We start from the raw sequence: 24,160 nt of genomic DNA on the forward strand, positions 1-24,160 counted from the left end.
GGCAATCGTCATCGGGCTTCGAGGAGCGCGGCTCGATCTGATCGCGATGGGCGTTGCTCTTTATTGGTGCGAAGGAGCGCACAAGGCACGGAGAGACGAATCGCAACGCCATCCGGACGCCACTCGCGTTCAATGTGACCGTCGAGCTGACGGCTCGTAGCTTGCAACAGATAGCTACCGAATCCCTGCCCGCAACGCGGCGGCTCGGCGATCGGTCCACCGTGCTCCTCCCAGGTCAGCACGAATCGGCCTTTCTGTCCGTAACAGGAAACGTCTACGCGCCCCGTCGGCCGCACCAGCGCACCGTATTTTGCGGAATTCGTGGCGAGTTCGTGCAGAATAAGAGCGAAGCTGGTCAGGACGGAGCTGTTCAGAGAGAGGTCCACGCCAGTGACGCTGAAACGGGATGGCTCAGCCTTGTCCTCCCGATCGAACGGCGACAAAATTGTGTTGATAAGAACATGGAGTGTCGTGTGGCCGCCACCGGCATGATCATTCGACAGTGTGAGGGCGTGAGCTTGCGCTAAGGCGGCCAATCGCTTCCCGACGGCAGCAGCGAGGTCGCTCGGCGTCGACGCCCTATGCGCGCTGAGCGTAACAAGGCTGCCGGCAATTGTGAACAGGTTCTTGATCCGGTGATCCATCTCTCGTAGCAGCAGAGATTGCTGCAATTGGGCCTGCCGTCGCTCGGTGATGTCGCGAGCGACCTTTGAAGCGCCCACAATCCTTCCCGAGGCATCCCGGATCGGAGAAATCGTGAGCGCGACATGGACCTGACTACCATCCTTGCGCTGACGGACGGTCTCGTAGTGATCGACGCGCTCGCCGCGCCGAATTCGATCGAGAATGACATCCTCTTCGCCTTCCCGATCAGCCGGAATGAGCAAGGTCACCGACCTGCCGACGACCTCGTGCGGCCGATAGCCGAAGAGCTTCTCGGCTCCTGGGTTCCAGCTTTCGAGCGTGCCCTCAAGATCCGTTGATATGATCGCGTCTTCGCAAGATTCGATAATCGAGACGTAATGTTCTGCGTCGCGCCTGCGGCGCAACTTGGTCGGGGAAGAAACCTTCAACGGGTCTACCATGAGAGATGATCTCCTGAGGGTGTCGCGAACCAGTTCAACAGGCATGGGACGAATTCCACGAAGAGGAGAGGTCTGCCTAGCCTATCGAATGGTCAATACAGCGTCCACGTGGGCGCCTGATAGTATCGCCCGTACTAACTCGACTAGTATTTCTGAAAGGGATCAGCGGGACCGGCGCGGTTTGCCGCGTTTTTTCGGCGGTGAATAGCGAAGAACACCGCGCTCGCGTGCCCAAATGATCGCTTCGCTTCGGCGGTGTACGTCCAGCTTGTCGTAGATGGTCGCCAAGTGATTGCGCACCGTGTTGCGTGACAAACCCAAGATTTTGCTGATTGTCTCGTTGGCCTTGCCTTCAGAAAGAAGACCCAACACCTCCAATTCTCGCGGCGTTAGCTCCGAGAGGACCGCCCGCCGAGCCGCGACGTCGGGAGACCGCCGAATTTGCGCCAGCTTCTCCATCACGCTGGTGTTGAACCAGGACGTGTCGCGCATGACCGCCTCGATGGCGGCGATAAGGTCGGTTTCCGTGCGCTTACGCTCTGTGATATCCTGAAAGACGGATAGCACGCAGCGCTGACCGTTGAGGGTAATTGTGTCGGCGGTGGTGAGACAGTCGATCAGTCGGCCGTCTTTGGCTCGAAGCTGCATCTCCAAATTGCGAACCAGGACTGATCCTTCGAGCTTCTGTGTTATTTGGTTGCGTTCAGACGAGCTGTTGAACAGCCAGAGTTGCGTTGCGTCGCGTCCGATTGCCTCGTCGGCGTCGTAACCAGTGGCGGCCAAGAAGGCGTCATTGACGGCTAGAAGCAGAAAGCCTTCGAGCGCGGCGATCGCCATCGGCACCGGCGCGAGACGGAAGGCCGTGGCGAAGCGCTCCTCGCTCAACCGAAGCGCCTCCTGATTGCGCCGATGGCGCGCGACGTCCGCGTAGACCTGAGCCAAGTGGAGCTGAACGAGATCGCGGAGTTGTTCGACCAGTCGCCGATAAGCGTCCGAATAGTTGTTTTCCTGGCTATCCAGAACACAGATCGTTCCGAATGGTTCGTTGTTTGGCCAGAGAATGGGAAACCCGAGATAGGACAACATTCCCGATTGAGTGTCCGGATTGTTTCGCCATCGGGGGTCCGCCAGCGCATCGCGCACGGCGAGGTGCGACCTTTGGGTAATGACCGTCTCGCAGAAAAGACCCGAACCGAGAAAGTGTTCGGCGTCACCGACGCGATAAGGATTGCCGGGCGTGCGGCTGGACACCAGCACAGTGATGTCGTCCGCGACAACGCGCATGATAAGGCCGGCCGGAACACCGACGATCTCGGCCATGGTGTCGGCGATCGTCTGCCACTTCTTCAGTGTCTCGTCTGGAATACTAATGGATTCCGTTGGCATGGTACTGCCCAAGTCGGCGGCAGGGCTCTCGAGTTCATTCCGATCTTTGTCGGTCATCCTTAAGGACCCAAGCGTTGTCGTTTTATAGATATCCTCGATCAGTCCGCTAAGGCCGGCCCCTCGGATGATGATCGCGATGTACCAGAGCGTTTGACGATATGACGGGAGTAACCTGGCGTTGGCGAGATAGTTGCTACATTGGCGGGGCTGATAGTTGGGACAAGAGTCACCGATGTGACGCCAAGTGTCTTCGAGAGTTTGCCTTTGGGCGATGCGCATCCAGCGCTTGATCTTGGCGAAGGCCCGCTCGATCGGATGGAGGTCTGGTGAGTAAGGCCTACCAGTGCCGCCGCCGCCCTTGTCCATGATCACGATGTCGCCGGGCCTGAAAACTGGAACGAGCTGCTATTCCACATAAGCTCGGAAGCACTCGCCGTCGATCAGCCCATCGAAAACGCAAGGGGCCGTGAGGCTATCGCGGAGCAGAGCGCCGAGAAAGTCAGCGTTCACCAGTGGCCGTGCGGGGCAAAACCCCGCGCTCTCGCCCTTCGGCCCCATCCGCGCAAGTGGGGCCTTGCTGGTTTTGGTCCCAGGTCTCGTCGGTGAAAGGGATCAAGCTGGCCCGCCAGGGGGGACGGTCGAGGAGATTAGTCGGCCTTCCCCGTGGCCGAGTAGACCAGCGAGCCATCACGATCGGAGTGTAATCTTGATCGTGACCTTGAGAATGGTCAGAAGCGCTTAGTAGTTAGTGGTGCTTCGGAAAGACCCCGATGCAGCCGGTCGTCGCCAAGCCTGGTAATGCAGATCTCAAGGTCGTCCGGTCAGACCACGTTCGCGGCCCCAGACGACCGCCTCGCTTCGCCGGTGGACGCCAATCTTACCATAGATGGATGCCACATGGTTGCGGACCGTATTGCGAGACACCGCCAAAGCATGTGCAATCTTCTCGTCGCTCTGGCCTTGCGATATTCGCCCAAGGATCTCCAGTTCCCGTCTAGTTAGATCGCCGATTTGGGCCGGAGGAGCAGTCGCTTCATCAGAGCGACGAATTTGCGCCAGCTTCTCGACGACGTTGCGGCCAAACTGGGCATCGCGCACAACCGCCTCAATGGCCGCCACCAGATCCGTCTCGGATCGCCTTTGCTCCGTAACATCCTGCAGGACCATCAGGATGCAGGGCCGCCCGTCGAAACTCATTTCCTCGGTTGACACCAAGCAGTCCATCGGGTCGCCGGCCTTGAGGGCGATCCGAAGCTCAACATCTTGTATCGCGCGAGTTTGGCGCAGCATCTTTTCCGCTTCCACACGCCCAGGACCAACTATCAGGTTAAGTTCCCGGATCGTACGGCCCACGGCTGTTTCGGTGGCATGGCCACGCACCGTCATGAAGGCGTCGTTGACATCAAGGATACGAAGCCCATCGAGCGTAAGGATCGCCATCGGCGTCCGCGCCAATCGGAACGCCTTGGAAAAGCGCTCTTCGCTTTCGCGCAGGGCATTGATCCAATCCTGTTCGCTCCGCCCTCCGGATTGACCTGCAGCGTAGCCGGCAAGCTGCGCCTCCAATGCCTCTTCGCGGAGCTTGCGCGCCGTGACATCCCGCATGGTCAGCACGATATCCGCCGGCTCTCCCGTTTCGGTGTCGCGCATTAGGCGGGCATTCACCTCTATCCATGCGAAGCCGCCGTCTTTCTTCCTCATGCGGATGGTGGTTGGCGACCGATCGAAGCCTTCCATCATAAGTTTTTCGTGCGCGGCGGCGACGATAGGGAGATCTTCAGCCAATACGAATGTGTCCGGGCCTTTGCCGCACATTTCACCCTGGGTCCAGCCCAGGATCCGTTCGCAAGACAGGGAGGCATACTGCATGATCAAATCGGGACCGACCCGGCAGATCATGTCAAGATTGTTTTCGGCGAGGAGCTTGAATCTCTTGTCTTCGTCTCCGGATGCCACCAGCGTTCTAACCCTATCTGGAAACCAGCTTCGGCTACAACCACTTCGGCCGGGAGCTTATGCCGCGAGCGATGCTCGACTCAAGAGCCGGTGATCGGCGTATGCATCTTCCCTGCAAGTCGATCTGGCGCGGAATGCCCGAAAAATGGTCCCTCCGATTGCAGCTCCGCACGCGACCGAAAGACGTCGCGCTGGCACCAACGCAGGGCGGGGCGTTGCCTCCGTCGGGGTTGGCTGGCAGCCCAGGCGCCGATCGGCCCCGCTCCAGAGGCTGGCGATCAGAGGTTCCGTTCGTTGCCAGCCACGGTGGCGGCCAGACGCTTAACGTCCTTCACAGATGTACACGCAGTGCCTGACTGGCGACCGTTTGTTGTAGGTTGAGACCATTAAAGCGCTGGAATCACTGTGACGCCTCGTGCAGGCTGATTCACAAGCTTAATCCCGAAGCCGAGGATGCTGCTTTCGATACGATACCTCCGAGGAGGGACCAGAGGCCTGCGTCGCGAACACTATGCATCAGGTCTGATTTAAGGCCCCAACGCTAGGGGACTTCCTGCCATTCGCGCCAGAGACTTTGTGAGCGCTTATGGGGGTGGCGGACGTATTCCGCCGCCCCCGCGAGCCTTTGGACACGCGCATGCCGATCACCTCGGCCGCGTCGACGGCGCGTGGTGGGCGCCATCACCCCGTGTCGGACAACCGTGCTCGGTGGCCACGTCGAGCAATGCGACGACTGCGGCGCGACGCACATCGCCTACAGTTGACGATGGCATGGCAGCCGTCGTTTCGGTAAAGCCGCATCTATGCGAACTACATTCAAGCGTCCTAGGTCGACTGTTTCCACCTAACGAACACGGAGTTCGCCTGACTCGCGACTGCCTTTTTGCTTCCTCCGCATCGATATTCTCCCCCCATGATATTCTCCAACCATTCCAAGGAGACACCGTCGCAAGATCAGCGCGGATCATCGGAATGCAACTGGAAGTATCGAGGGACTCTTAATCTGAATTGGGAGTGTATGCGAATGGATGGCAGTTCGACGAGCGGTGACGAAGGCTCCACGACGCCACTGTGGCCTTCTATCCTTCTGCCAATCGTCGTCGTGGCGTGGGCCGGAATATGCCTCAACTTGCTCGGGGCAGTACCCGGCATTATCGGCGTCCTCGTTTTCATTGGTATCAGCACCTTCGCGTGGCAGAGAACGAAGGGGAACGAAGGACTTCACGACTAAGGAGCGTCAAAGATGGAAGCCGACCCTCTACTGCTGTCACGCATCCAGTTCGGCCTCACCGTAACATTTCACATCATATTCCCGACCATGTCGATCGGGCTCGCGATGTTTCTTACGGTGATTGAGTTCTTGTGGCTGAGAACAAGTGATGAGCTTTATCTGAGGATATACAGATTCTGGCTCGTGATTTTCGCTATGGGGTTCGGCGTCGGGGTGGTGACGGGTATTGTCCTTTCGTTTGAGTTCGGAACAAACTTCGCAACTTTCGCCAAATTGGCTGGGCCCGTTATCGGACCGCTGATCGGTCTTGAAGTTCTCTCCGCCTTTTTTCTGGAAGCGGGCTTTCTCGGCATCATGCTGTTTGGCATGGGGCGCGTCGGTCCGAAGCTCCACTTTGCCGCGACCTTCCTAGTCGCCCTCGGAACGACGATCTCGGCGTCGTGGATCCTTGCCGCCAACTCATGGATGCAGACCCCTGCCGGTGTCGCAATCCACGATGGACGCTTCGTCGTGACCGATTGGCTGCAAGTCATATTCAACCCATCTTACCTTTACCGGCTGCCTCATATGCTGCTTGCGGCTTACATCTCGGCATCGTTCTTGGTTGCCGGTGTGGGGGCCTGGTATCTTATGAAGAGCCGACACCTCGACTTTGCGCGACGTACATTCTCGATCGGAATGGGGTTGGTCAGCACTTTTATCGCCGCACAGCTCTTCATGGGCGATACAGTGGCTGCAAGGATGATCCCTCTGCAACCCTCCAAATTCCAGGCCATGGAAGGCTATTGGGATTCAACGCCGAGTGCCGCGTACCTGGTGTTCGTAGCTCCCGACCAGAAGGCGCAGACCAATCACATTCAAATCGGCATCCCCTATCTCGGAAGCCTCTTCGTCACACGAAGCCTGCACGGGACCGTCCCTGGACTGAAAGAGACCTCGCCGGCCGATCAACCGCCCATGGCGGCCGTCTTTTATGCGTTCCGGACGATGTTTCTGCTTGGGCTACTGATGTTCGGCGCCGCATGCATCAGTATCTGGCTCCGCTGGCAGGATCGCCTGTTTACGAGTCGCTGGTTCCACAAGTTTATCATAGTCATGTCACCCGCAGGCTTCGTGGCGACAGTGGCCGGATGGTATACTGCAGAGATCGGTCGCCAGCCTTGGGTGATCTTCGGACAGCTTCGCACGGCAGACGCGGTGTCGCCGGTGGCTGCGTCCTCGGTCTTCACCACTACACTGCTCTTCGGCGTGGTGTACGCCATCTTTTCCGCTGCTTTCCTTACCTTGACGCTCCGGCTGATTGCCCGAGGGCCCATCGATGGTCCCCGTACATCACCCTATAGCGGCGGCTCGCCGAAGCGAGCGATCATGGCTCCTCTTCCGGAGCCGGCTGCGATGCAGGAAGGACAATTGCAATGATTCTCCCGGTGCTCGGAGCCCTCGTGATCGTGTTCGCTTTGGGGATGTACGTCCTCCTCGACGGGTTCGATCTCGGCGTCGGCATCCTCTTGCTCACCAGTCGCAACGAAGCTCAACGCGATGCGATGGTGGAATCGATCGCGCCAATTTGGGACGGGAATGAAACATGGCTCATACTAGTTGGCGTTACCCTTCTCGCAGCGTTCCCAATAGCATACAGCACTGTGCTGCCGGCTCTCTATTTGCCGGTCCTGATTATGCTGATAGCGCTCGGCTTTCGCGGCATATCCTTCGAGTTTAGATTTCAGACAACTCGCTATCGAAAGATCTGGGATGCAGCATTCAGCTGCGGATCCACCGTCGCGGCATTCTGCCAAGGTCTTATCGTTGGATCGGCCTTAAATGGGCTCCCTGCGGATATCGCCGCTTCTGACCGCGGGCCGTTCTCGTTTCTCTCAGGTTTCGGACTCCTGACAGCTGTTACCACAGTCGTGGGATATGCGATGCTAGGCGCGGCATGGCTCAACTGGCGGACTAACGATTCCCTTCAAAAAAGAGCTGCGATCGCATTTCGCAGGGCATCTTGCATATTCGCGCTGCTGGCATGCCTATGCATTGCGGCGCTAGTCACGGGCGCGAGCCCTGCTGCCCAGGCATGGATTGAGCACCGACCAATGTTTGTCGGGCTCGGAGTGGTTGCCGGTGCGCTGTGGATCCTGTGCTGGCGAGCGATCGGCAACGCGCCTGGTCGTGCACGCCTCTATGCAAGCGCGCTTATTGGCGTATTTCTGGTCGGCATTGTGCTGATCGTCTGGCCGTTTATTGTGCCGTTCTCGATAACTATCTGGGACGCTTCGGCACCGCCCGGTAGCCAGCTCCTCTTGCTCGGTGGCATCGCCTGCATGCTGCCAGCCGTGTTGGGAAACGCCGTCTACGTCTACTGGACCTTTCGGCGGAAGCCATTGGCTGCAGCCAATGAGCGATGAGGCACAATTTGGCATGTCGGAGCAATTGGCGAAGGTTGAGGTGGCGTGGGCGATCGGTCTCTATGTCGCCGGCGTGGCGTGCATGGCGCTTGTGAGTTATGGCCTTGAATTCCTCCTCCGCTGACACCTGGGACACTGGGCACGGTCCTTCCGTGCAGACTTCGCAGCCGGTTGCGATGACGTCCGGTGATTTGCGAAGCCAGTCATCTCAAGATCTGATGGGCGACAGGACGCCTGCGCGAAGAGGTTCTGGCGATGCTTCTGATACAGTCGGCACCAGCTCCCAGTCGGCAACCGCAGAGACGCGATCGCCTTCGAAAGGACCGGACGCGCCAAGTACAGGTGAGAATCGACGCTGGCCCGGTTTGGCGCTGCGTCTCTTTGTTTTGGCACTGGCCGCAGGCCTCGTCCTACTATTCACAATTGAGTGGAACAGCTGGTCAGGGTCCGCGAGAAGGCAGGTGACCGATGACGCCTATCTGCAGGCGGACCTGACGCCTTTGGCTGCAAGGGTGAGTGGTTATATCCGCCGCATCGATGTGACCGATTTTCAGACCGTCAAGGCTGGCGACGCTCTCTTTGAGATCGACGATACGGACTATCGCGCTCAAGTGGATCAAGCCGCGGCCAATGTTGAGGCGGCGACTGCAGCCATAGCCAACATCGAAACCCAAAAGCTTCTGCAGCAAACTTTGATTCGGCAAGCTCACGCAACGATCGCTGCGACGGAGTCGGACGTGTGGCGCTATCAGCGGGAATCAGAGCGTTATCAAGCACTGCTCGGGACAAACGTCGTCTCGCAGCAAACCGCCGAACAAGCGATGAACAGCTATAAGCGGGCAGCGGCTACGCTCGATCTCAATCGCGCACAACTCGACCAGCAGCGCCAACAGCTCGACGTGCTTGGCACACAAGAGCGGCAGGCTCGGGCTGCGCTCAAAGCTGCGCAAGCGGCACTTGAGCTGGCCAAGATCAACCTCGGCTATACCCATATCGTCGCACCCGTCGCCGGCATGGGCGGACAGCGACTGGTGAAGGAGGGACAGTACGTCGGTGTGGGTACCCAAGTCATCTCCATCGTACCGCTGCCCAATATCTGGGTTCTGGCAAACTATAAGGAAACACAGATGACGCGGGTTCGGGTTGGGCAGGCGGCCAGTATTACGGTCGACGCCTTTCCAAGCACCGTCCTTAAAGGCCATGTCGCCAGTTGGTCGCCTGCAACCGGTTCCCAATTCAGTCTGCTACCTCCCGACAACGCCACCGGGAACTTCACGAAGGTCGTGCAGCGAATCCCCGTCAAGATCGTTCTCGACCTCGACAATCCGGTCGTACCTTTGCTCCGTCCGGGAATGTCAGTTGTTGCGACCATCGATACCAGTTCGGACATCAAAGGCAGCCCCATATCTGAACTAGCGCCATGAGCACCGCGTCAGACGCTATCGGGCGTTCATCCCCGTCTCCAGCGCTTATCGGGGTTCCAAAGCCCCCCATCTGCAGCCGACCGCTGATTGGGATCGCCGGTGTGCTTGTCGGCGCGATTATTTCGACCCTTGCAGGGCGTCTCACTAGTTTCGGCCTTGCCGACATCCGTGGCGCGATCCACGCCGGCTTCGATGAAGGAGCATGGATCAGTACTGCCTTCACCGTAGGTCAGATGCTGATCGGCCCTCCCACGATCTGGCTCGGGGCGACCTTTGGCCCGCGGCGCGTGCTGCTGGTCTCAGCGGGGCTTTATACGCTCGCTTCGATCCTCCTGCCACTCTCGCCCGATCTACCGACCTTCATCGGACTCTATGCGGTCGGCGGATTGACCTCCGGCACCTTTATCCCGCTCACTGTGAGTTTCGTGCTTCGCAACCTTCCTGCACAATTCGCCGTCTATGGCATATCTGCCTATGCGATGAATTCGGAGCTTTCGCAAAACATTGCAGCGTCTCTCGAGGGGTGGTTTACCGAGCATTGGTCGTGGCAATGGATCTTCTGGCAGAACGCCTTTCTGGCGCCCCTGATGATGCTGTGCGTCTGGTACGGCATCCCGCGCGAGCCGATCAATCGCGAACATCTTCGCTCGGCTGATTGGTTCGGCATGCTGCTTTCGAGCGTCGGCCTTAGCATGCTGTATGCGGCGCTCGATCAAGGCAATCGTCTCGATTGGCTGAATTCCGGGTTGATTTGTGGCCTGTTGTTGGGAGGCGTTGTACTCGTCGCAGCGTTCGTCATTCATGAAATTTTTTCAGAGCGACCATCTGTCAACTTGCGATGGATGATAGCTGGAAACATGCCACTCATCGGCTTGCTCATCATAAGCTTTCGCTTTGTGGTGCTTTCGACGTCGCTCATCATCCCTCAGTATTTGACGACCGTTCAAGGGTTTCGGGCACTCCAGACTGGCGACGTCCTGTTATGGATCGCACTACCGCAATTCATCATGGCGCCTCTCGTTGCGAAGATGCTCCAACATATCGACGCCCGCATCCCGCTGGCGCTGGGCTTCACCCTGATAGGCGTCGCGTGCTTCATGGCGACCGCGCTTACCAGGCATTGGGCCACCGACGACTTTTTGGCGTCGCAGATTGTCCAGGCGATTGGGCAGTCACTGGGCTTTACTGCGCTGATCTGGTTCTCCACCAGACATCTCTACGTCGGAGACGCCTTTACGTTCGGCGTATTTCTGCAAACGCTGCGACTGTTTGGCGGAGAGCTTGGGATTGCGCTTATGACGACATACCTGCGCGTCCGCGAACAAATCCACTCCAATTTTCTGGGTCTTCACGTGACGGGTGGCACCTACCTCACCGACGAACGCCTTGATGAGTACGCCAGAGCTGTTCTTTCTCGATCCGTCGGTGCCGCGGAAGCTCATGCGAGAGCAACGGAACTGCTTGCTCGAGCAGTGCAGATCCAGGCGAACGTCCTTTCCTATATCGACGCGTTTACTTTTATCGGGCTCGCGACAATCGGAAGCCTTGTAGTTATAGTGCTGCTGCGGTCACCGAGCCCACCCGCAGTGAACCCGGTGAAGGGGTAAGGCCACCAGCTTACGCAGCGCGGGGACGCTCGCTCCCTCTCAGGCTGAACGAAGCTCAACAGGCTCCATATCCCGTTCCCACGGAAGCGGAGCCTCAAAAAACTCCACGAGATAATCGATAAAAGTTCGAACCTTTGTGGATACGTGATGAGTTGGCGGATAAATTGCGGCGATCGTATACGGAGGCAAGACTGCATCTTGCAGTATCGGAAGCAATGTACCCTCACGCAAATGCCGTGCGATCAGAAACATCGGCATTGGAGCTATACCCAGCCCCGCAAGCACCATGTCGCGAACTGCCTCTCCATTGTTTGCAACAATTCGGCTGCGTATTGAAACGGAAAGCTGCTTTCCGCCCCTCTTGCGGTTTTCGAATTGCCAAAACCGCGTCGCGTGCACATAAGCGTAGTCAATGCTCGTATGCTCCACAAGTTCATCGACGCTCTTAGGAATGCCTCGCTGACGCGCATAGGCTGGACTGCAGCAGACAATTCGTGGACACTCACACAGCCGGCGCGCTTTAAGGTTTGAATCGCGCAGGTGTCCGATCCTGATGCCAACATCATATCCCCCGCGGATCAAATCGACATGTCGATCTTCGTAGTCGATGGCAACTTCGAGATCCGGGTGCCGGCGGGCGAATTCCGCGATCACTGGGCCCAGATACATCGTTCCGAACGACATCGGAGTCGTTAACCGCAGCTGGCCGCGCAAGGACTTCATCCGCCGTGACGAAAGGCTCTCGGCCGTTGCATCGATCTCGTGCAACAGCGGCACCATTCGTTCGTAGAACGCTTGTCCATTCTCGGTTGGCCGCACTTGTCGGGTCGACCGCTGAAAAAGCTCCGCATCAAGAGCGGCTTCCAAGTCGCTGATGCGCTTGCTGATCACAGATTTAGAAAGGTTTAGACGTGCAGCGGCAGCCGTGATGCTGCCAGCCTCCATCACACGGATAAAAGTTACAATATCGTCGAACCGCCATCTCATTGTTCGACCATAACGAACGGACGGAAGTTTGCAAGCCCACGAGTTCGCCATGAATAGACGACCCGGATCCACGAGGGTGGAGCTGTTCGGCATGACCTTAACCGAGCTTGCCTTCCGGCAGCGGGATGAACTCAGTTTCCTGAGGGACAGGATCGAACCTGCCGGTCTTCCAGTCCTGTTTCGCTTGTTCGATCCGTTCCTTGCGCGAGGAAACGAAATTCCACCATACGTGGCGCGGTCCCTCCAAGGCGGTCCCGCCCAGGAGCATGATGCGCGACGGATGGACAGCCTTCACGCTGATGCGGTCCCCCGGTCGGAAGATAAGCAGGCGCGGCCCCTCAAATCGGTCGCCGGCAATCTCAACCGCCCCGTCGACCACATATATAGCGCGTTCTTCATGATCTGGATCCAGCGGGGCCGAAGCGCCCGCGTCCAGCACTACCTCCACGTAGAACCAATCAGACAGCATTGTGACTGGCGCAGTCTTTCCGAAGGCCGAGCCGGCTATTACACGTGCCCTTAACCCTCGATCCTCCACGACCGGGAGAACGGTCGCGTCGAAATGCTGAAAGCTTGGCGCGATCTCTTCATGTTCCAGCGGCAGCGCGATCCAGGTCTGAAGACCGAACATGCCGTGGTCGCTCGTGCGAACAAGGTCAGGGGTACGCTCTGAATGCGCGATTCCCCGCCCGGCCGTCATCAGGTTCATAGCGCCGGGTAGAATCTCCTGGATATTTCCCTCGCTATCGCGATGCAAAATTCGCCCATCGAAAAGATAGGACACAGTTGCGAGCCCGATGTGCGGATGGGGTCGCACGTCCATTCCTTGTCCAGCTATGAATTGAACCGGCCCCAAGTGGTCGAAGAAGATGAATGGGCCCACCATCTGACGACGGCCGTGCGGCAGCGCTCGTCGCACGTTGAAACCGCCAAGATCACGCATGCGCGGGACTATCACGAGCTCAAGTGCGTCACAGGACGACGCGTCGCCAAGGACAGGATCTTTTGATGGCATCCAACTCATCACAAGCTCTCCATTTTTACTGAGCGCAGCGTCAACACTGGAGCAGCAAACTACAATTACTCAACCAAGTCGTGTATTCGACCAGAACACCGCAGATTAGATGTCTGCAACAGCATGGGCCGAGACCTGTTGTCAGTATCAAAGACGGCGTCGCAACATTTTACGACAGAACATTGAAGCTCGGGCGGACGATGCGATTGAGGGGAAGGATCGCATCGAAGCCGAGATTTCCGCCAAGAATTTGGAAATTCGAGACGTATATCGGGTGCAAGGTAATACTGCCGACCGACTGTCGATTGCTGTCAGATACTTGTCTACCGGTTGCATCGTTGAGACGCCAGGCTTGATAGCCGTCTCCAATGGTCTCAAGAACGAATCCCGGATGCCCCTCGCCATCCAAGAAGCTTGTTGTACCTAAAGCGATGGGAGGATGTGGGATTGGCGGTTGACCAGCGGCCGGGTTGATGAAGATTAGGCCTCCAAGCAGAAATCCTCCAACACACGCCGCGGATCTTACTGATCGACGCGTCGTTCGTTGAGAAACGGCGAAAGCAAAAGAGAACAGCTTACTTCGGTTCGATTTCATCGCGCGCCTCCGAGACGGAGCGAGGGCCCTGCGTTGCCTAGATGCCCATCCTCGTCTTCATCAGCTTCGGCAGATCAGAGAACCGCAAGCAGGCACTTGCGCCGAACATGGTGTTCGATGAGGTAACATCCTCCTTCCACATCTCCGCTACGAAAGCGATGCAAAAGGCCTAAGCTATTCGTGACAAACGATGCAAAAACGTGGTTTTTTCAACGTTGGCGGCACCACTTAGGTGGAACTGCTGGATATGCGCAGATTGAATGTGGTGCGCCTCCTGCGCTTCCGCGGAGACCCAGTGCTCAACGAATACGAATTGCCCGGGATCGGCGTCATCCACATACAGTTCGTAGCGGAGATTCCCGAAGTCTCTCCGAGATGGTTCGACGACCGCAATCAGATCTTGTTTCAGTTGATCTTCCTTGCCCTTTTTCGCTTGGAGACCAACGACTAGGTACAACTCCGACATTGCCGCTCCATGTTGGTACTTGTCCAACCGACGTCCCGCCTGCTGAGACGGGACGTCGGCAGAGTCGTGAATCTATTCGGCGCGATCGTAGGAGAATTGGATGCCGGCGGTGCCGCCGGTTTCGACAAATAGGTTCATGAACTCAGGAACAGTCTCCTTCCGGGACCAGTCACGCTGCAGCTCACAGAACAGTTGAACGACGCTGATCAATTTGGCTCCGGCTTGCTCGATCCGACGAAGCGCCGCTTCGTGCGCCGCCAACGACGTGCCACCAACCGCATCAACCGGCACATAGACCTCATAGCCTTCAGCCAAGGCGTCGATCGCGGGAAACGTCAGGCAGGCCTCAGTCCAGAGCGCCGTCATGATGAGCTTCTTTCGACCCGTCGCCTCGATGGCCTTCCGAAACTCGACGTCTTCCCAGGAATTGATCGAGGTGCGATCGACAGTCGGAACCTCCTTGAGGACCTTCCGGATGTGGGGGACCGGCGGCTTGTTGAGGCCAGTCTTCACGTTAACCGTTGAGTGGACGATGGGTAGCCCGTACGCAACGGCGGCTTTGGCGCAACCGACAATGTTGTTGAGCAGGAGTTGCCGGTCCATTGAAGCGATCGAATTGACCTGGACGGGCTGGTAGTCGATTATGACGAATGCCGAGTTCTTCGGAGTCAGAAGGCGGTCCTTGGCCGGATCACGAATTGGTTCGCTTGCCATAAGATTTATCCTTTCCGGTTTCATCGTGAACAACTTCCCGCAATTCATGCGAGAGTACGGTACCAAAATTTAGACCACTGCTCTACAGGTTGGCTCCCTTGTATTCCCATCAACGGACAGAGTTTGAGGAGTTGTGCCTACATACCTGAGTAGCCTGCGCGTTTCTGACTTTACTGATCGCTTCCGACTAGCGCCATGCGCTTCTGCCGTAGACTGTTCTCTCGGAACGAACTCTGGGTTTGCCACAGAGGTCCATTTGGCCAGTGTTGGAGAGCTCCATTCATTAGAACTGGCTCGTCCCATAGAGGCCCCAGAGGAGAAGTCACGTCGGACCAGGAGAGATCAGAGGATTTCCGAACCACCGCCGTTCGAGAGAAGCTTACGCCAGGTTGAAGGATCGCGGGTTCCCAAGCGGCTGGCCCTAAGCGGGCCCTTTTTGGAAATCCAGGCACCAACGACAAAGCTCGACTATTCGGCCGCCTGGTCCTGTCAAGAAACAGAGCTGCTCTCGGCTTATGCAAACGGTCTGGTTCAGGGTCGGCCCGATTGCTTTAACACATCCGGAGCTTGGACCTAGCCGCTCGGCTCACGCAGACGATTGACCGACGTCACTATCCTACTGGTCGGAGCACTCAAGACTCGCGTTGCTGCGTAGCCTCGACAGCAGCACGCCCGATCGTAGAGCCCATAACGCCAACGTCCAGAAGACGTCTGCCGGGCGCCGGAGCTCGTCGGATAACACTTCAGATTGGATACCACGCTGACGCATGAACCGCGAGTTGACGTCCATGTTGCTTTGACCTTGCGCCGACGGAAGGCATCTACAAACTCCGCATTTCTCAGGACGGCGTAGTGTTGCAATCAAGCCAATCGAAGGGGAACGGATCGAGAAATATTTCTAATTCCGATGATGGGACCGTGTGGATTTGTCTTTCGCGATCGCGTGCTCGCTGACGACATCGATCGATGTGCCGCCGAGTACGTTCCAATAGATGACCTCATGATATTTTGATCAGAACCCTGCCGCGCAAACGTCCTCGTTGACTAATACTCACGGCTTCCGATGCCAGATCCAAGGGAAACACCTTCTCAATCATTACTTTCAGTTTTTGTGCATCGATTAAGCGGGCAATTTCATCGAGGCCCTCTGTGGTTCCCAGCACATCCACGTTTGCGGCCTTGATGCCGTGATCCGCCATCGACTTCACATCGGCGGCATGGACAGTTGTTGCCAGTCGAGAGCCGGGACGCAGAAGTCCTGCCATGCGCGCAAGCGCGGCTCTGTCACTTACCACATCGATAATGGCATCCAGACGTTCGGGATGGGATCGATTTACAGCGTCGAACACATCTTCTTTATGATAATCAATCGTTTCGAACGCACCAAGATGCTTTAGGCGATCAGCATCATCCTCGGGAGCGGTGGCGATGATATACGCGCCACGGTCGGCCGCAATTTGCAGCGCATAGCCCCCCACGCTCCCTGTCGCTCCGATGATAAGAACGATCTGGCCTGGCTTAACATCAACGGCGTTCACGCTTGCTAATGCAGCCAACGCCGCCGTCGGAAGGGCCGCCGCACTATCGAAATCTGCGTTAGCCGGCTTGAGGGCTAAGGCAGCTTTCGGCGAGCCGCGAACAAGCTCGGCATAACTGCCAGAGAGCCAAAACGCGCCGAACACTTCATCGCCCGCCTTAAATCGAGCGACTTCGGATCCAACTTTTTCGACCACCCCAGCGGCGTCTTGCCCGAGGACGTACGGAAATCGAATATCGAGCCCGGCCTTCGCGCCTTCTGCTACCTTCCAGTCGATAGGATTGACGCCGGCTGTTCTGATTCGCACCAGCACGTCCGCCGGGCCGATTGACGGCTCCGGCAGCTCCTGAATGGAGGCTGGTCCGCCGAAGCGGTCAATTGCAAATGCGCGCATAGTCACACTCCAATTCGTCTTCGACTTGGCTGGCGGAAGAGGCTCCGCCGAGTGCTTTCCACATTGGAGACCATGCCGATCTCACAGAAGCGCAGCTCATTCTGATCAGCATCAATAACCAGCTGGGGGCGCCACGGATCGCAGCGATTCCGGCTTACGCCTCCTGCAAAAAAGATGCGGAATTTTCCATGAAATCGTTCCATGCATAGTGGCGCCAGACGCGCTGATCCGTCCCGGAACCTCCGCCGGTGATCAAAGCGACTTTCCCGGTGTAATCAAGAAGTTCCGACACGGCTTCTCCTACTCCATATGTATCGACACCATCCCCAGCCGGCGAACTCAGGGATGAAGAAGGATATTCTCGAGCCGCTACGAGTAACCACATCCAGCTTGAAGAGGCTGGCGCCTAGTCGCAAGTTATATTTGTCGACCCCCTGTGTTCAATGGACTGAACCCCAGCGCCTTCAAATGACCCAGCAGACCATCACTGCAATTGCCCACCCGGAGATGGCATAGCCCCTCTACGAACGACTGGAAGGGTTTCTAGAGTACTCTCCAAACTCTGGCGGCGGGAATACACGCCCTGGTATTCCGCGAGATCCAGCGCTTCTGTTTTTGCGATGAAGACTCTGCTAATTTCAAACAAAGCATCGGCAGCCCCCGAAGGCAACGCTTACGCGCGGATCGACGCGCCCAGATAGGATCAACAACTGGTTTGCCGTGGCGAATCTGATCGAAACATCGGCATAACGCGAAAAGCTCAGAAGCGGCCTTCTCGTTTGGCATGTTCGGCGACAAGCGCAGTCATGATGAGGCCGCCAATTAGACCGATGTGTTCAAGAAAGATATTCATCGCGACAAACTGCTCTTGACCTTGCATCGTCCAGAATCCATGAGCCATGGCCGCAGCAACGGCCGTGAAGACGCCGAGCGCCCCAGCGCCAAGCCAGACGAAGCGGCCCGAAATGACGAGCAGCGACCCAGTCAATTGAACGAAAATGGTGAGACCAGCCCAGAAGGCGCCGGGATGAAGCCCAAGACTTTCCTGTTCAATGATCGCGGCAGGGAAGTTAAGCAGCTTGATGACAGCACTGACCAAGAAGATTCCGACCATTGCGCTTCGGGCGATCACCCAGGTCCAGCGCCAGTCTAGTATTCTGTCGACCCAGGCGGGGTCCTCTCTTCCGAAACTCTTCATGGGATATGCCTCCAAAGACGAACAAAACGAAACGGGACTTGCGTACGGGTACGACGTTCGGTCAGCAACGCCCGCGGTACAAATCCCGCAGGTGTGCAATGAAGATGCTCGCGAACGCCGTCGTTAACAAGCTCGCCTGCGCGCGACACGACCCGACGCGCTCCAAACCATGAATCTGTGCCGCGGAATGTCTCCTGGCGGGCGAGAACCCTACTCGAGCGTATACTCGACGGCACGCGGGATGCCGCTGTTCGGGCGTAGCTAGAATCGCTCCGTCGGCCGCCGCGATGGTGTCCCTGAGTTCCGCTACCTTCTGAGGAATGCCTAGCGAAACTTCATCATCTTCGTTGAAGAAAGGAATTCCCGCGACAGTCCTGATGTCCAGAGTTGAATGTTCTGGAGTCCGGACCGCTGCGGCGCGAAGAAGGACGCGATTGTGCGGGGCGCTTCGCAAACTGCCGGCGAGGCGAACGATGTGGACCTCTGTTCCTCGATCGTGATGTCGCTCTTTTACGGCCAGCGTGACCGCTGTAGGCTCGACAATCTGTCGTTCTTCGCTACCGAAGGCCCCCTGGGTGCGCGCCGTATGTCGTTCGATCGGGTCGCCCGATCGTTGCCGAGCAAGGATAGTGCGAGACCAAGGACGGTACACGGCCTGCTTTTGCCCTCGGCGTATCTTCGAGCGTTGCCGCTGTTGATGCACCGACGAAGGATGGCGGTCCGGCATCGTTGCCGCTCGGCTTCTAGTGGTCGTCGGCGGTCTGCATGGCAGCCGGCCCCGATCGAGTCGCACCAAACACATGGCCCACACTAAGCTTCATATTCAGGCTCCTCAAGGGCCATATGGCGAAACGCTCGCTGCCCTCGAAAAAGGGGCCCCGACCACTGCTGGTCGGAGCCCGGCGATCACGACGCTAGTTTAGCGAACCGAGCGCGCACCGGGGCGTAGAGGAGGCGCGCCGCTTCACGCTTGAGAGTGATAGCGACTAAACGTGAACTCCGATGGCCAAATCTCGCGAACACGGGGTTCGAGTGTACAGAACAATTTTGCCTCGCGATGAACCTTGGGGGCGGAGGCGGCCCGGCTCTCACGCCGCGGCCTTGCCGAAGCGACCACTATTAACGTCGTCAATAGCCTGACGGATTTCTGCCTCGGTATTCATAACGAACGGCCCATAACCAACGATCGGTTCGTTAATGGGTTCGCCGGTCAGAACAAGCAGCATCGTCTCGCCTTCGGTACGGATCGTGACGTCGCTGCCTTCACGGTCCAACAAGACCATCTCGGCCTCCGAGGCTTCCTGCGTGCCGTTGACATTGATATGTCCCGTCAGCACCACGATCATCGCGGTGTGGCCTTCGGGCAAGGCGAGCTTTAGGTCGGCATCACGCTTCAAATGCAGATCCCACAGATTGATGGGAGTGAACGTTTGCGCTGGTCCTTTCACGCCTAGAAACTGGCCCGCGATGACGCGCCCGTGACCTGCGCCATCGGGCAGCTCGACAACCGGAATGTCGGCATTCAGGATCGCCTGATAACCGCCCGGCACCATCTTATCTTTGGCAGGAAGATTGACCCAGAGTTGGACCATCCGGAATGGGCCGCCGGTCTTGGCATATCCAGGCGAGTGGTATTCCTCATGGAGGATACCGCTGGCCGCCGTCATCCATTGGACGTCACCTGGTCCGATGATTCCGCCGCTCCCGGTCGAGTCACGATGTTCGACTTCACCATCATAAACGACCGTAACGGTTTCGAATCCCCTGTGGGGGTGCTGACCAACGCCGCGGCGCCGCGTGGTCGGCTCAAAATGGTGTGGCCCGGCATAGTCGAGCAGCAGGAATGGACTGATATGTTGCCCGAGCGAGTCATAGGAAAAGAGCGAGCGAACCGGAAAGCCGTCGCCCACCCAGTGGCCGTGATTATTGCCATAGCGCCCGAGGATTTTCTTGTCCATCTCATCTCTCCTTTCTGATCGGACCTATGCCATACGAACTCCAAGGGCCTTTGGGTTGAAACGTGGGCCGACCTCACGATATTTTCAGCGCCGCCGCTCTCCTCTAATTCTTTTGTGCGGTCCAATAGCCTGAACATCGTTCCCGCCCCGCATAGCCTCTCCAACTTCCCCGGCCGTACGTTCCCACGAGCCTACCCGTGCCTGATGCGTGCTTGTCGTGGACGGTCACCGAAGCACGAACGGCTCCTGAACCCGACACGTAGCCTCTAAACTTCACGAGATTGGGATGCGTAACGATGCCGTTGTTTATATTGACGGTGAAGTTGTAAGTGGGATCGCATGCGCCTGCTTGCGTGACGAATACTAGATCCCAAGAGCCGTCATAGATCGATCGGGCTGACGCCGGCGGGACAGTGGCAATGCTCAGTCCGGCGGCAAGAACCGCCACACTTGAAAGTAACAATGGAGCCCGCACAGACGGCCTGTGGATTGCTCTGTTTGGTTGCTGCAAGTGATGTGCTCCCATCATGTGATACGTCGGTAGCGGCCGCTCGGTTTTGGTCCTTCTCGCCGAGCGCATCGATCCCAGGAAACCTTGGGTATGCTTCAGTCTAGAGTTCGGCATGCGATCAGCTTCTTGGCCCGTCTTTCTCGACCGCCTTGCGGAATTCGACATCTTCCCAGAATTGATGCTAATGCGGTCGACGGTCGGGATTTCCTTCAACGCCTTCTGTAACCGCGGGATGGGCGCTTGTTCAGGCCCGTCACTCACGTTCACTGTTGAATGAACGGTCGGCTGGCCATATGTGACCGCCGGCGCCGAACTAATTTCGATCGTCGTGGATCGCATCGGTGACGTAGGCGCTCTTCACAGCAATTTCGTCGATGATAACCACGAGTAGCACGTTGATTCATCTAGACCCCGGAAGGTTCAGCCACCAGAGAATTTTCGCTCGCAATGTTCGTCTGATCCGAACACCGCGTTTTGTTCTCCGGTGATCTCATTCGCTACAATTTCGTTTTGAAAGCTGGTGATGGCCGCCGACTTTTCCGCGATTGCAGCGCCATCGCGGTCTCGAGCGTCGAGAAGCGAGAGCCGGCGCATGATGACTGACATTAGCCTGAGAAGGAGCATCTACCGGTCGCCTTCGAAGCTCGAATCGCCTGCAAGACCTCAAACGAGGTGGACGGGAGGCGCACCCGCGGGGTATCGTCGGCGAGGACCTCCCTCCGAACCGAACCACGCCCCGGACCCTGCACTTGAACGTAGGGCCCGTTTCCGCCGACGAGAGCACGTGCAGTTTCAGGCCAGCTCGGAAGCGATCGATCAGGAACACAGGGCGTATCCGGAGGCCGGTTAACTGGATGATCGCCGTGGGTCCGAGCTCGATCAGCGTCCCGAGCGGCATCAGTTCGAGGTCCAAGTCGAGCCGTGGTGATGTCTCTCGCAGAGGTCTCCCGCTGCGACGGCGATCGCGGACCATTTTCCGCGACACTGTTGCACCGGCTGCTCCGATGGAGCTACGCTGCAGCCGGCAGGGTAATCCGATGGGTGGGCTGTTTTCGAGGGGAAGCTGTGCCCGACGTGCGGCAAGCCGATGACGGTGGTGCGCGACGTGGTCGAACATCTTGTCTGTCGCACCTGCGATGCCGACCCGCTGCAGGACCCTTCGGCTCGCAAATGGGCAGAGAGCCCGCTACGGGGGCCCCCCCCCGCCAAATAGGACACTCCCCACAAGCCGACGTTCTGGATCATCGATCGAACAGAGATTCTTCCATTGCCGGCCTGCATGGCATTCCACTTCGTGAACGGCACGACCGGCAAGCTGCTCCGAGAGCGAAGCAGCCGCCAGGCCGATCGCGGTGAGCGCTCCGCCTGATCCAGTTTGTCCGCTCACGCCCACCCGGGGCTGGCAAGTTGCTCGGCGGCGGACCAAATCGTTTGTAGGTTCCAAACGCTGGGAGGTGCGATGTCGATGGTGGCAAAGCCGCTTGCGCGCAAGCGGGTTCTCATGGAGCGGCTAGAGAGGGATCCTGGACCGAACGAAAGTGAGGAAATCGAACGGCTGCTGGCGCAGATAGCGACCGCGCTCAGCCTGCTCGAGCCCGGCGATGCCGCCGCGCCGAACGAAGAATAGGTTGGAATGCAGATCGGCCCCGGCAGCCGTATTGTTGCCGGGGCCGATCGTGCGCTCAAACGGTCCAAATGCTGTGGTAGCTCAGCCAACCCGCAGTGCCGGGTTTCGTTCCTCGAACGTACCCGCGGGTCGCTCTCGGAGCCGACACCATGTCTGCGGTCGCAACTGTGGGCGGAGTGCCTAGGACTCCGGGTCTCCGCAACCGTAAGAGCACCGGCGCGAGCGCATGCCGCTTGGTACGAAGCCAACTCAACGCCTCCGAACGCGGTTCGCTTTGAGCCATCTCAACTTCGCGTGGTCGAGTAGGCGCGCCCTTCCGCAACGCATATTGCGCGTTTATTTCGTTTCCCTTGTCCGACTTTTCACGAACTGAACAAATCCGGTAAAAAAGGTCCGAAGACGTTCCGCATCGCATCATCGACTAGATTCCGTTGTGCATCGAACAGAACACGCGCGTTTGGTACCAGGAGCCGGCCGGCGAACCAGGGAGTCACGCAAAGCGTGCGCAGGAGCGGAGGCCAGCCATCCTGGGCAAGTACAGTTCCGAATCTTCCCGGCGAGGCCCTATCGGGGCGACGGGCTTTCCGCGGAAGGCATCTCGTAGGCTGGACATGAAGCCCCCGTCGAGCATTCTTGAGCAGGCTCGAAATATCGTTGTTGTATTCCGGGGGCGCTAACAGGAGCCCATCAGCTTGGGCGATCGCGTCTTTGAGCGGTTCAACAGATTCGGGAATCCAATCGCGCGCTTCAAGGTCGGCGTCATAGAGGGGGGATGTCGGCGATGGACGCGATGCCGAGGGTGCCCCCTGACGACATCGGTTCCGCCACCTGGCCTATCATCGCATCCCACTTGTTCACTGGAAACGCGTTTTGGGGCTCTCGAGGTGACCAGAGCCGCCCGCGAAGTCCCTCGGCGCGCACGTACTGGACCACTTCCGGCTATTCGAGTACGCGCTCGAGACGTCTTACCACTTTCGTGGACCGACTTTACCCTTCGTAGGGCTGGGTTCGACCTTTCTCAATTCATCGCGTTGAGCGCACAACTCCCTAATTCTAGTCTGTATCCTACCTATGAGCGCTTCCGTGGCGGCTACATCTAATCCCGCACATCGGAGGCGAGAGGTCTCCCTTCGGTGCCGTCCAAGCTGAAGGCGCATCTGACCTATCTCGTGACGAAGTCGATCGATGGTCGTCATGGTGGCCTTCGATTGCACTGCGTGTGCCTTAGATGGGCTCGACATCTATGCTGCCTCGCTATGGCCGAGCCGAGCATTCAGCTTGTGGATCAGCTCCTCGGCCGCGTCCGCGATCACCGTGCCGGGTGGGAAGATGGCCTCGGCGCCGGCCGCGTAGAGCGCATCGTAATCCTGCGGCGGCACTACCCCGCCGACGATGATCATGATGTCGTCGCGGCCCTGCTGCTTCAGCGCGGCCTTCAATTCCGGCACGGCGGTGAGGTGGGCAGCCGCGAGCGAGGAGACGCCGAGGATGTGGACGTCGTTCTCGACCGCCTGCCGTGCGGCCTCGTCGGCGGTGGCAAAGAGCGGTCCGATGTCGACGTCGAAACCGATATCGGCGAAGGCCGATGCAATCACCTTCTGGCCCCGGTCGTGCCCGTCCTGGCCAATCTTCGCGACCAGGATGCGTGGTCGGCGGCCCTCGGCTTCCTCGAACGCATCGATCAGCGCCTGAACCTTCTCGACCTGGTTGCCCATGCTGGACGCCTCCCGCTTGTAGACGCCGGTGATGGATTTGATCTCGGCGCGGTGTCGGCCGAACACCTTTTCCATCGCGTCGGAAATCTCGCCGACGGTCGCCTTCGCGCGAGCTGCGTCGATCGCGAGCCCGAGCAGATTGCCGTTGCCTTCGCTGGCCGACCGCGTCAGCGCAGCGAGCGCGGCATCGACGTCCTTCTGGTTGCGCTCGGCCCTCAGCCGCCTCAGCTTGTCGATCTGAAGGCGACGGACATTGGTGTTGTCGACCTTCAGGATCTCGATCGGGACCTCGTCGGTCGGCTTGTACTTGTTGACGCCGATCACCGCCTGCTTGCCGGCGTCGATCCGC

The 24,160-nt window shown here is 58.2% G+C and carries 21 protein-coding genes and 3 pseudogenes; 7 read left to right on the forward strand and 17 right to left on the reverse strand.

What is annotated here, in order from left to right:
• Positions 1 to 8: 8 nt before the first annotated feature.
• The 4 genes and pseudogenes from MTR72_RS34015 to MTR72_RS34030 form a co-directional block, all read right to left on the reverse strand.
• A complete protein-coding gene (locus tag MTR72_RS34015; RefSeq protein ID WP_280969103.1) occupies positions 9 to 1,130 on the reverse strand; it encodes a PAS domain S-box protein in 1,122 nt (373 codons plus the stop codon).
• A gap of 117 nt (positions 1,131 to 1,247) precedes the next feature.
• Positions 1,248 to 2,528, reverse strand: a complete 1,281-nt coding sequence (locus MTR72_RS34020; protein WP_341511963.1) for a PAS domain S-box protein — start codon at positions 2,526 to 2,528, stop codon at positions 1,248 to 1,250.
• A 117-nt stretch (positions 2,529 to 2,645) separates the two neighbouring features.
• Positions 2,646 to 3,099, reverse strand: a pseudogene (locus tag MTR72_RS34025) (IS630 family transposase); the annotation flags it as partial.
• A gap of 179 nt (positions 3,100 to 3,278) precedes the next feature.
• Positions 3,279 to 4,427 carry a PAS domain S-box protein gene (locus MTR72_RS34030; RefSeq protein WP_341511954.1) on the reverse strand — a complete coding sequence of 383 codons (1,149 nt, stop codon included), beginning with the start codon at positions 4,425 to 4,427 and terminating at the stop codon, positions 3,279 to 3,281.
• Between the two features lie 586 nt (positions 4,428 to 5,013).
• Between MTR72_RS34030 and MTR72_RS40575 the strand changes: the two are divergent.
• The 6 genes and pseudogenes from MTR72_RS40575 to MTR72_RS34060 all read left to right on the forward strand — a co-directional run.
• Positions 5,014 to 5,188: pseudogene (locus MTR72_RS40575) on the forward strand (transposase zinc-binding domain-containing protein); the annotation flags it as partial.
• Positions 5,189 to 5,670: 482 nt separating this feature from the next.
• Complete coding sequence (locus MTR72_RS34040) at positions 5,671 to 7,077, forward strand: cytochrome ubiquinol oxidase subunit I (protein ID WP_341511955.1); 1,407 nt, start codon at positions 5,671 to 5,673, stop codon at positions 7,075 to 7,077.
• Complete coding sequence (gene cydB / locus MTR72_RS34045) at positions 7,074 to 8,063, forward strand: cytochrome d ubiquinol oxidase subunit II (protein WP_280969099.1); 990 nt, start codon at positions 7,074 to 7,076, stop codon at positions 8,061 to 8,063. The genes MTR72_RS34040 and cydB overlap by 4 nt, the downstream gene beginning before the upstream one ends.
• Positions 8,053 to 8,187 carry a hypothetical protein gene (locus MTR72_RS34050; protein ID WP_280969098.1) on the forward strand — a complete coding sequence of 45 codons (135 nt, stop codon included), beginning with the start codon at positions 8,053 to 8,055 and terminating at the stop codon, positions 8,185 to 8,187. The genes cydB and MTR72_RS34050 overlap by 11 nt, the downstream gene beginning before the upstream one ends.
• A gap of 94 nt (positions 8,188 to 8,281) precedes the next feature.
• On the forward strand, positions 8,282 to 9,487 hold the full coding sequence (locus tag MTR72_RS34055) for an HlyD family secretion protein (protein WP_445819661.1): 1,206 nt from the start codon (positions 8,282 to 8,284) through the stop codon (positions 9,485 to 9,487).
• Positions 9,488 to 9,588: 101 nt separating this feature from the next.
• On the forward strand, positions 9,589 to 11,094 hold the full coding sequence (locus MTR72_RS34060) for an MFS transporter (protein ID WP_280969096.1): 1,506 nt from the start codon (positions 9,589 to 9,591) through the stop codon (positions 11,092 to 11,094).
• A gap of 39 nt (positions 11,095 to 11,133) precedes the next feature.
• On the opposite strand, the gene MTR72_RS34065 is transcribed toward MTR72_RS34060, so the two are convergent.
• The 11 genes from MTR72_RS34065 to MTR72_RS34110 form a co-directional block, all read right to left on the reverse strand.
• The gene (locus MTR72_RS34065; protein WP_280969095.1) at positions 11,134 to 12,081 is read right to left on the reverse strand and encodes a LysR family transcriptional regulator; all 948 of its coding nucleotides are present in this window, start codon (positions 12,079 to 12,081) and stop codon (positions 11,134 to 11,136) included.
• A 97-nt stretch (positions 12,082 to 12,178) separates the two neighbouring features.
• Positions 12,179 to 13,105: a pirin family protein gene (locus tag MTR72_RS34070; protein WP_280969094.1), complete on the reverse strand. Its 927-nt coding sequence runs from the start codon at positions 13,103 to 13,105 to the stop codon at positions 12,179 to 12,181.
• 160 nt (positions 13,106 to 13,265) lie between these two features.
• Positions 13,266 to 13,691 (reverse strand): hypothetical protein, encoded by a 426-nt coding sequence (locus tag MTR72_RS34075; protein ID WP_341511957.1) that lies wholly within the window; start codon positions 13,689 to 13,691, stop codon positions 13,266 to 13,268.
• 169 nt (positions 13,692 to 13,860) lie between these two features.
• Positions 13,861 to 14,157, reverse strand: a complete 297-nt coding sequence (locus MTR72_RS34080) for a putative quinol monooxygenase (RefSeq protein WP_341511958.1) — start codon at positions 14,155 to 14,157, stop codon at positions 13,861 to 13,863.
• 72 nt (positions 14,158 to 14,229) lie between these two features.
• Positions 14,230 to 14,871 carry a hydrolase gene (locus MTR72_RS34085; protein WP_280970896.1) on the reverse strand — a complete coding sequence of 214 codons (642 nt, stop codon included), beginning with the start codon at positions 14,869 to 14,871 and terminating at the stop codon, positions 14,230 to 14,232.
• Positions 14,872 to 15,869: 998 nt separating this feature from the next.
• Entirely contained in the window at positions 15,870 to 16,802 is a 933-nt protein-coding gene (locus tag MTR72_RS34090; protein WP_280969091.1) for an NADP-dependent oxidoreductase, read from the reverse strand.
• A 154-nt stretch (positions 16,803 to 16,956) separates the two neighbouring features.
• On the reverse strand, positions 16,957 to 17,094 hold the full coding sequence (locus MTR72_RS34095) for a hypothetical protein (RefSeq protein ID WP_280969090.1): 138 nt from the start codon (positions 17,092 to 17,094) through the stop codon (positions 16,957 to 16,959).
• Between the two features lie 468 nt (positions 17,095 to 17,562).
• The gene (locus MTR72_RS34100) at positions 17,563 to 18,000 is read right to left on the reverse strand and encodes a DoxX family protein (protein ID WP_280969089.1); all 438 of its coding nucleotides are present in this window, start codon (positions 17,998 to 18,000) and stop codon (positions 17,563 to 17,565) included.
• 61 nt (positions 18,001 to 18,061) lie between these two features.
• Entirely contained in the window at positions 18,062 to 18,802 is a 741-nt protein-coding gene (locus tag MTR72_RS40580; protein ID WP_445819660.1) for an NADPH-dependent FMN reductase, read from the reverse strand.
• A gap of 286 nt (positions 18,803 to 19,088) precedes the next feature.
• Positions 19,089 to 19,958 carry a pirin family protein gene (locus MTR72_RS34105; RefSeq protein WP_341511959.1) on the reverse strand — a complete coding sequence of 290 codons (870 nt, stop codon included), beginning with the start codon at positions 19,956 to 19,958 and terminating at the stop codon, positions 19,089 to 19,091.
• 931 nt (positions 19,959 to 20,889) lie between these two features.
• Positions 20,890 to 21,093, reverse strand: a complete 204-nt coding sequence (locus MTR72_RS34110) for a hypothetical protein (protein ID WP_280969087.1) — start codon at positions 21,091 to 21,093, stop codon at positions 20,890 to 20,892.
• Positions 21,094 to 21,928: 835 nt separating this feature from the next.
• Here MTR72_RS34110 and MTR72_RS34115 point away from each other — a divergent pair.
• Positions 21,929 to 22,096 (forward strand): hypothetical protein, encoded by a 168-nt coding sequence (locus MTR72_RS34115; RefSeq protein ID WP_280969086.1) that lies wholly within the window; start codon positions 21,929 to 21,931, stop codon positions 22,094 to 22,096.
• A 362-nt stretch (positions 22,097 to 22,458) separates the two neighbouring features.
• On the opposite strand, the pseudogene MTR72_RS40585 reads toward MTR72_RS34115, so the two are convergent.
• Positions 22,459 to 22,857 (reverse strand): annotated as a pseudogene (locus MTR72_RS40585) (NADPH-dependent FMN reductase); the annotation flags it as partial.
• A gap of 480 nt (positions 22,858 to 23,337) precedes the next feature.
• A partial coding sequence (locus tag MTR72_RS34120; protein WP_341511960.1) for a methylmalonyl-CoA mutase family protein occupies positions 23,338 to 24,160 on the reverse strand: 823 nt, incomplete at its 5' end.

Origin of the sequence: Bradyrhizobium sp. ISRA442, assembly GCF_038085055.1 — a bacterium.
Taxonomy (GTDB): Bacteria; Pseudomonadota; Alphaproteobacteria; order Rhizobiales; family Xanthobacteraceae; genus Bradyrhizobium.

Excerpts from the sequence above, each read along its gene's own strand:
- MTR72_RS34075 (WP_341511957.1), bottom strand. The coding sequence starts at position 13,691 with ATGAAATCGAACCGAAGTAAGCTGTTCTCTTTTGCTTTCGCCGTTTCT.
- MTR72_RS34040 (WP_341511955.1), top strand. The coding sequence starts at position 5,671 with ATGGAAGCCGACCCTCTACTGCTGTCACGCATCCAGTTCGGCCTCACC.
- MTR72_RS34085 (WP_280970896.1), bottom strand. The coding sequence starts at position 14,871 with ATGGCAAGCGAACCAATTCGTGATCCGGCCAAGGACCGCCTTCTGACT.
- MTR72_RS34015 (WP_280969103.1), bottom strand. The coding sequence starts at position 1,130 with ATGCCTGTTGAACTGGTTCGCGACACCCTCAGGAGATCATCTCTCATG.
- MTR72_RS34065 (WP_280969095.1), bottom strand. The coding sequence starts at position 12,081 with ATGAGATGGCGGTTCGACGATATTGTAACTTTTATCCGTGTGATGGAG.
- MTR72_RS34070 (WP_280969094.1), bottom strand. The coding sequence starts at position 13,105 with ATGAGTTGGATGCCATCAAAAGATCCTGTCCTTGGCGACGCGTCGTCC.
- MTR72_RS34115 (WP_280969086.1), top strand. The coding sequence starts at position 21,929 with ATGTCGATGGTGGCAAAGCCGCTTGCGCGCAAGCGGGTTCTCATGGAG.
- MTR72_RS34020 (WP_341511963.1), bottom strand. The coding sequence starts at position 2,528 with ATGACCGACAAAGATCGGAATGAACTCGAGAGCCCTGCCGCCGACTTG.
- MTR72_RS34080 (WP_341511958.1), bottom strand. The coding sequence starts at position 14,157 with ATGTCGGAGTTGTACCTAGTCGTTGGTCTCCAAGCGAAAAAGGGCAAG.
- MTR72_RS34055 (WP_445819661.1), top strand. The coding sequence starts at position 8,282 with ATGGGCGACAGGACGCCTGCGCGAAGAGGTTCTGGCGATGCTTCTGAT.
- MTR72_RS34100 (WP_280969089.1), bottom strand. The coding sequence starts at position 18,000 with ATGAAGAGTTTCGGAAGAGAGGACCCCGCCTGGGTCGACAGAATACTA.
- MTR72_RS40580 (WP_445819660.1), bottom strand. The coding sequence starts at position 18,802 with ATGTGTTTGGTGCGACTCGATCGGGGCCGGCTGCCATGCAGACCGCCG.
- MTR72_RS34105 (WP_341511959.1), bottom strand. The coding sequence starts at position 19,958 with ATGGACAAGAAAATCCTCGGGCGCTATGGCAATAATCACGGCCACTGG.
- MTR72_RS34110 (WP_280969087.1), bottom strand. The coding sequence starts at position 21,093 with ATGCTCCTTCTCAGGCTAATGTCAGTCATCATGCGCCGGCTCTCGCTT.
- MTR72_RS34090 (WP_280969091.1), bottom strand. The coding sequence starts at position 16,802 with ATGCGCGCATTTGCAATTGACCGCTTCGGCGGACCAGCCTCCATTCAG.
- MTR72_RS34050 (WP_280969098.1), top strand. The coding sequence starts at position 8,053 with ATGAGCGATGAGGCACAATTTGGCATGTCGGAGCAATTGGCGAAGGTT.
- cydB (WP_280969099.1), top strand. The coding sequence starts at position 7,074 with ATGATTCTCCCGGTGCTCGGAGCCCTCGTGATCGTGTTCGCTTTGGGG.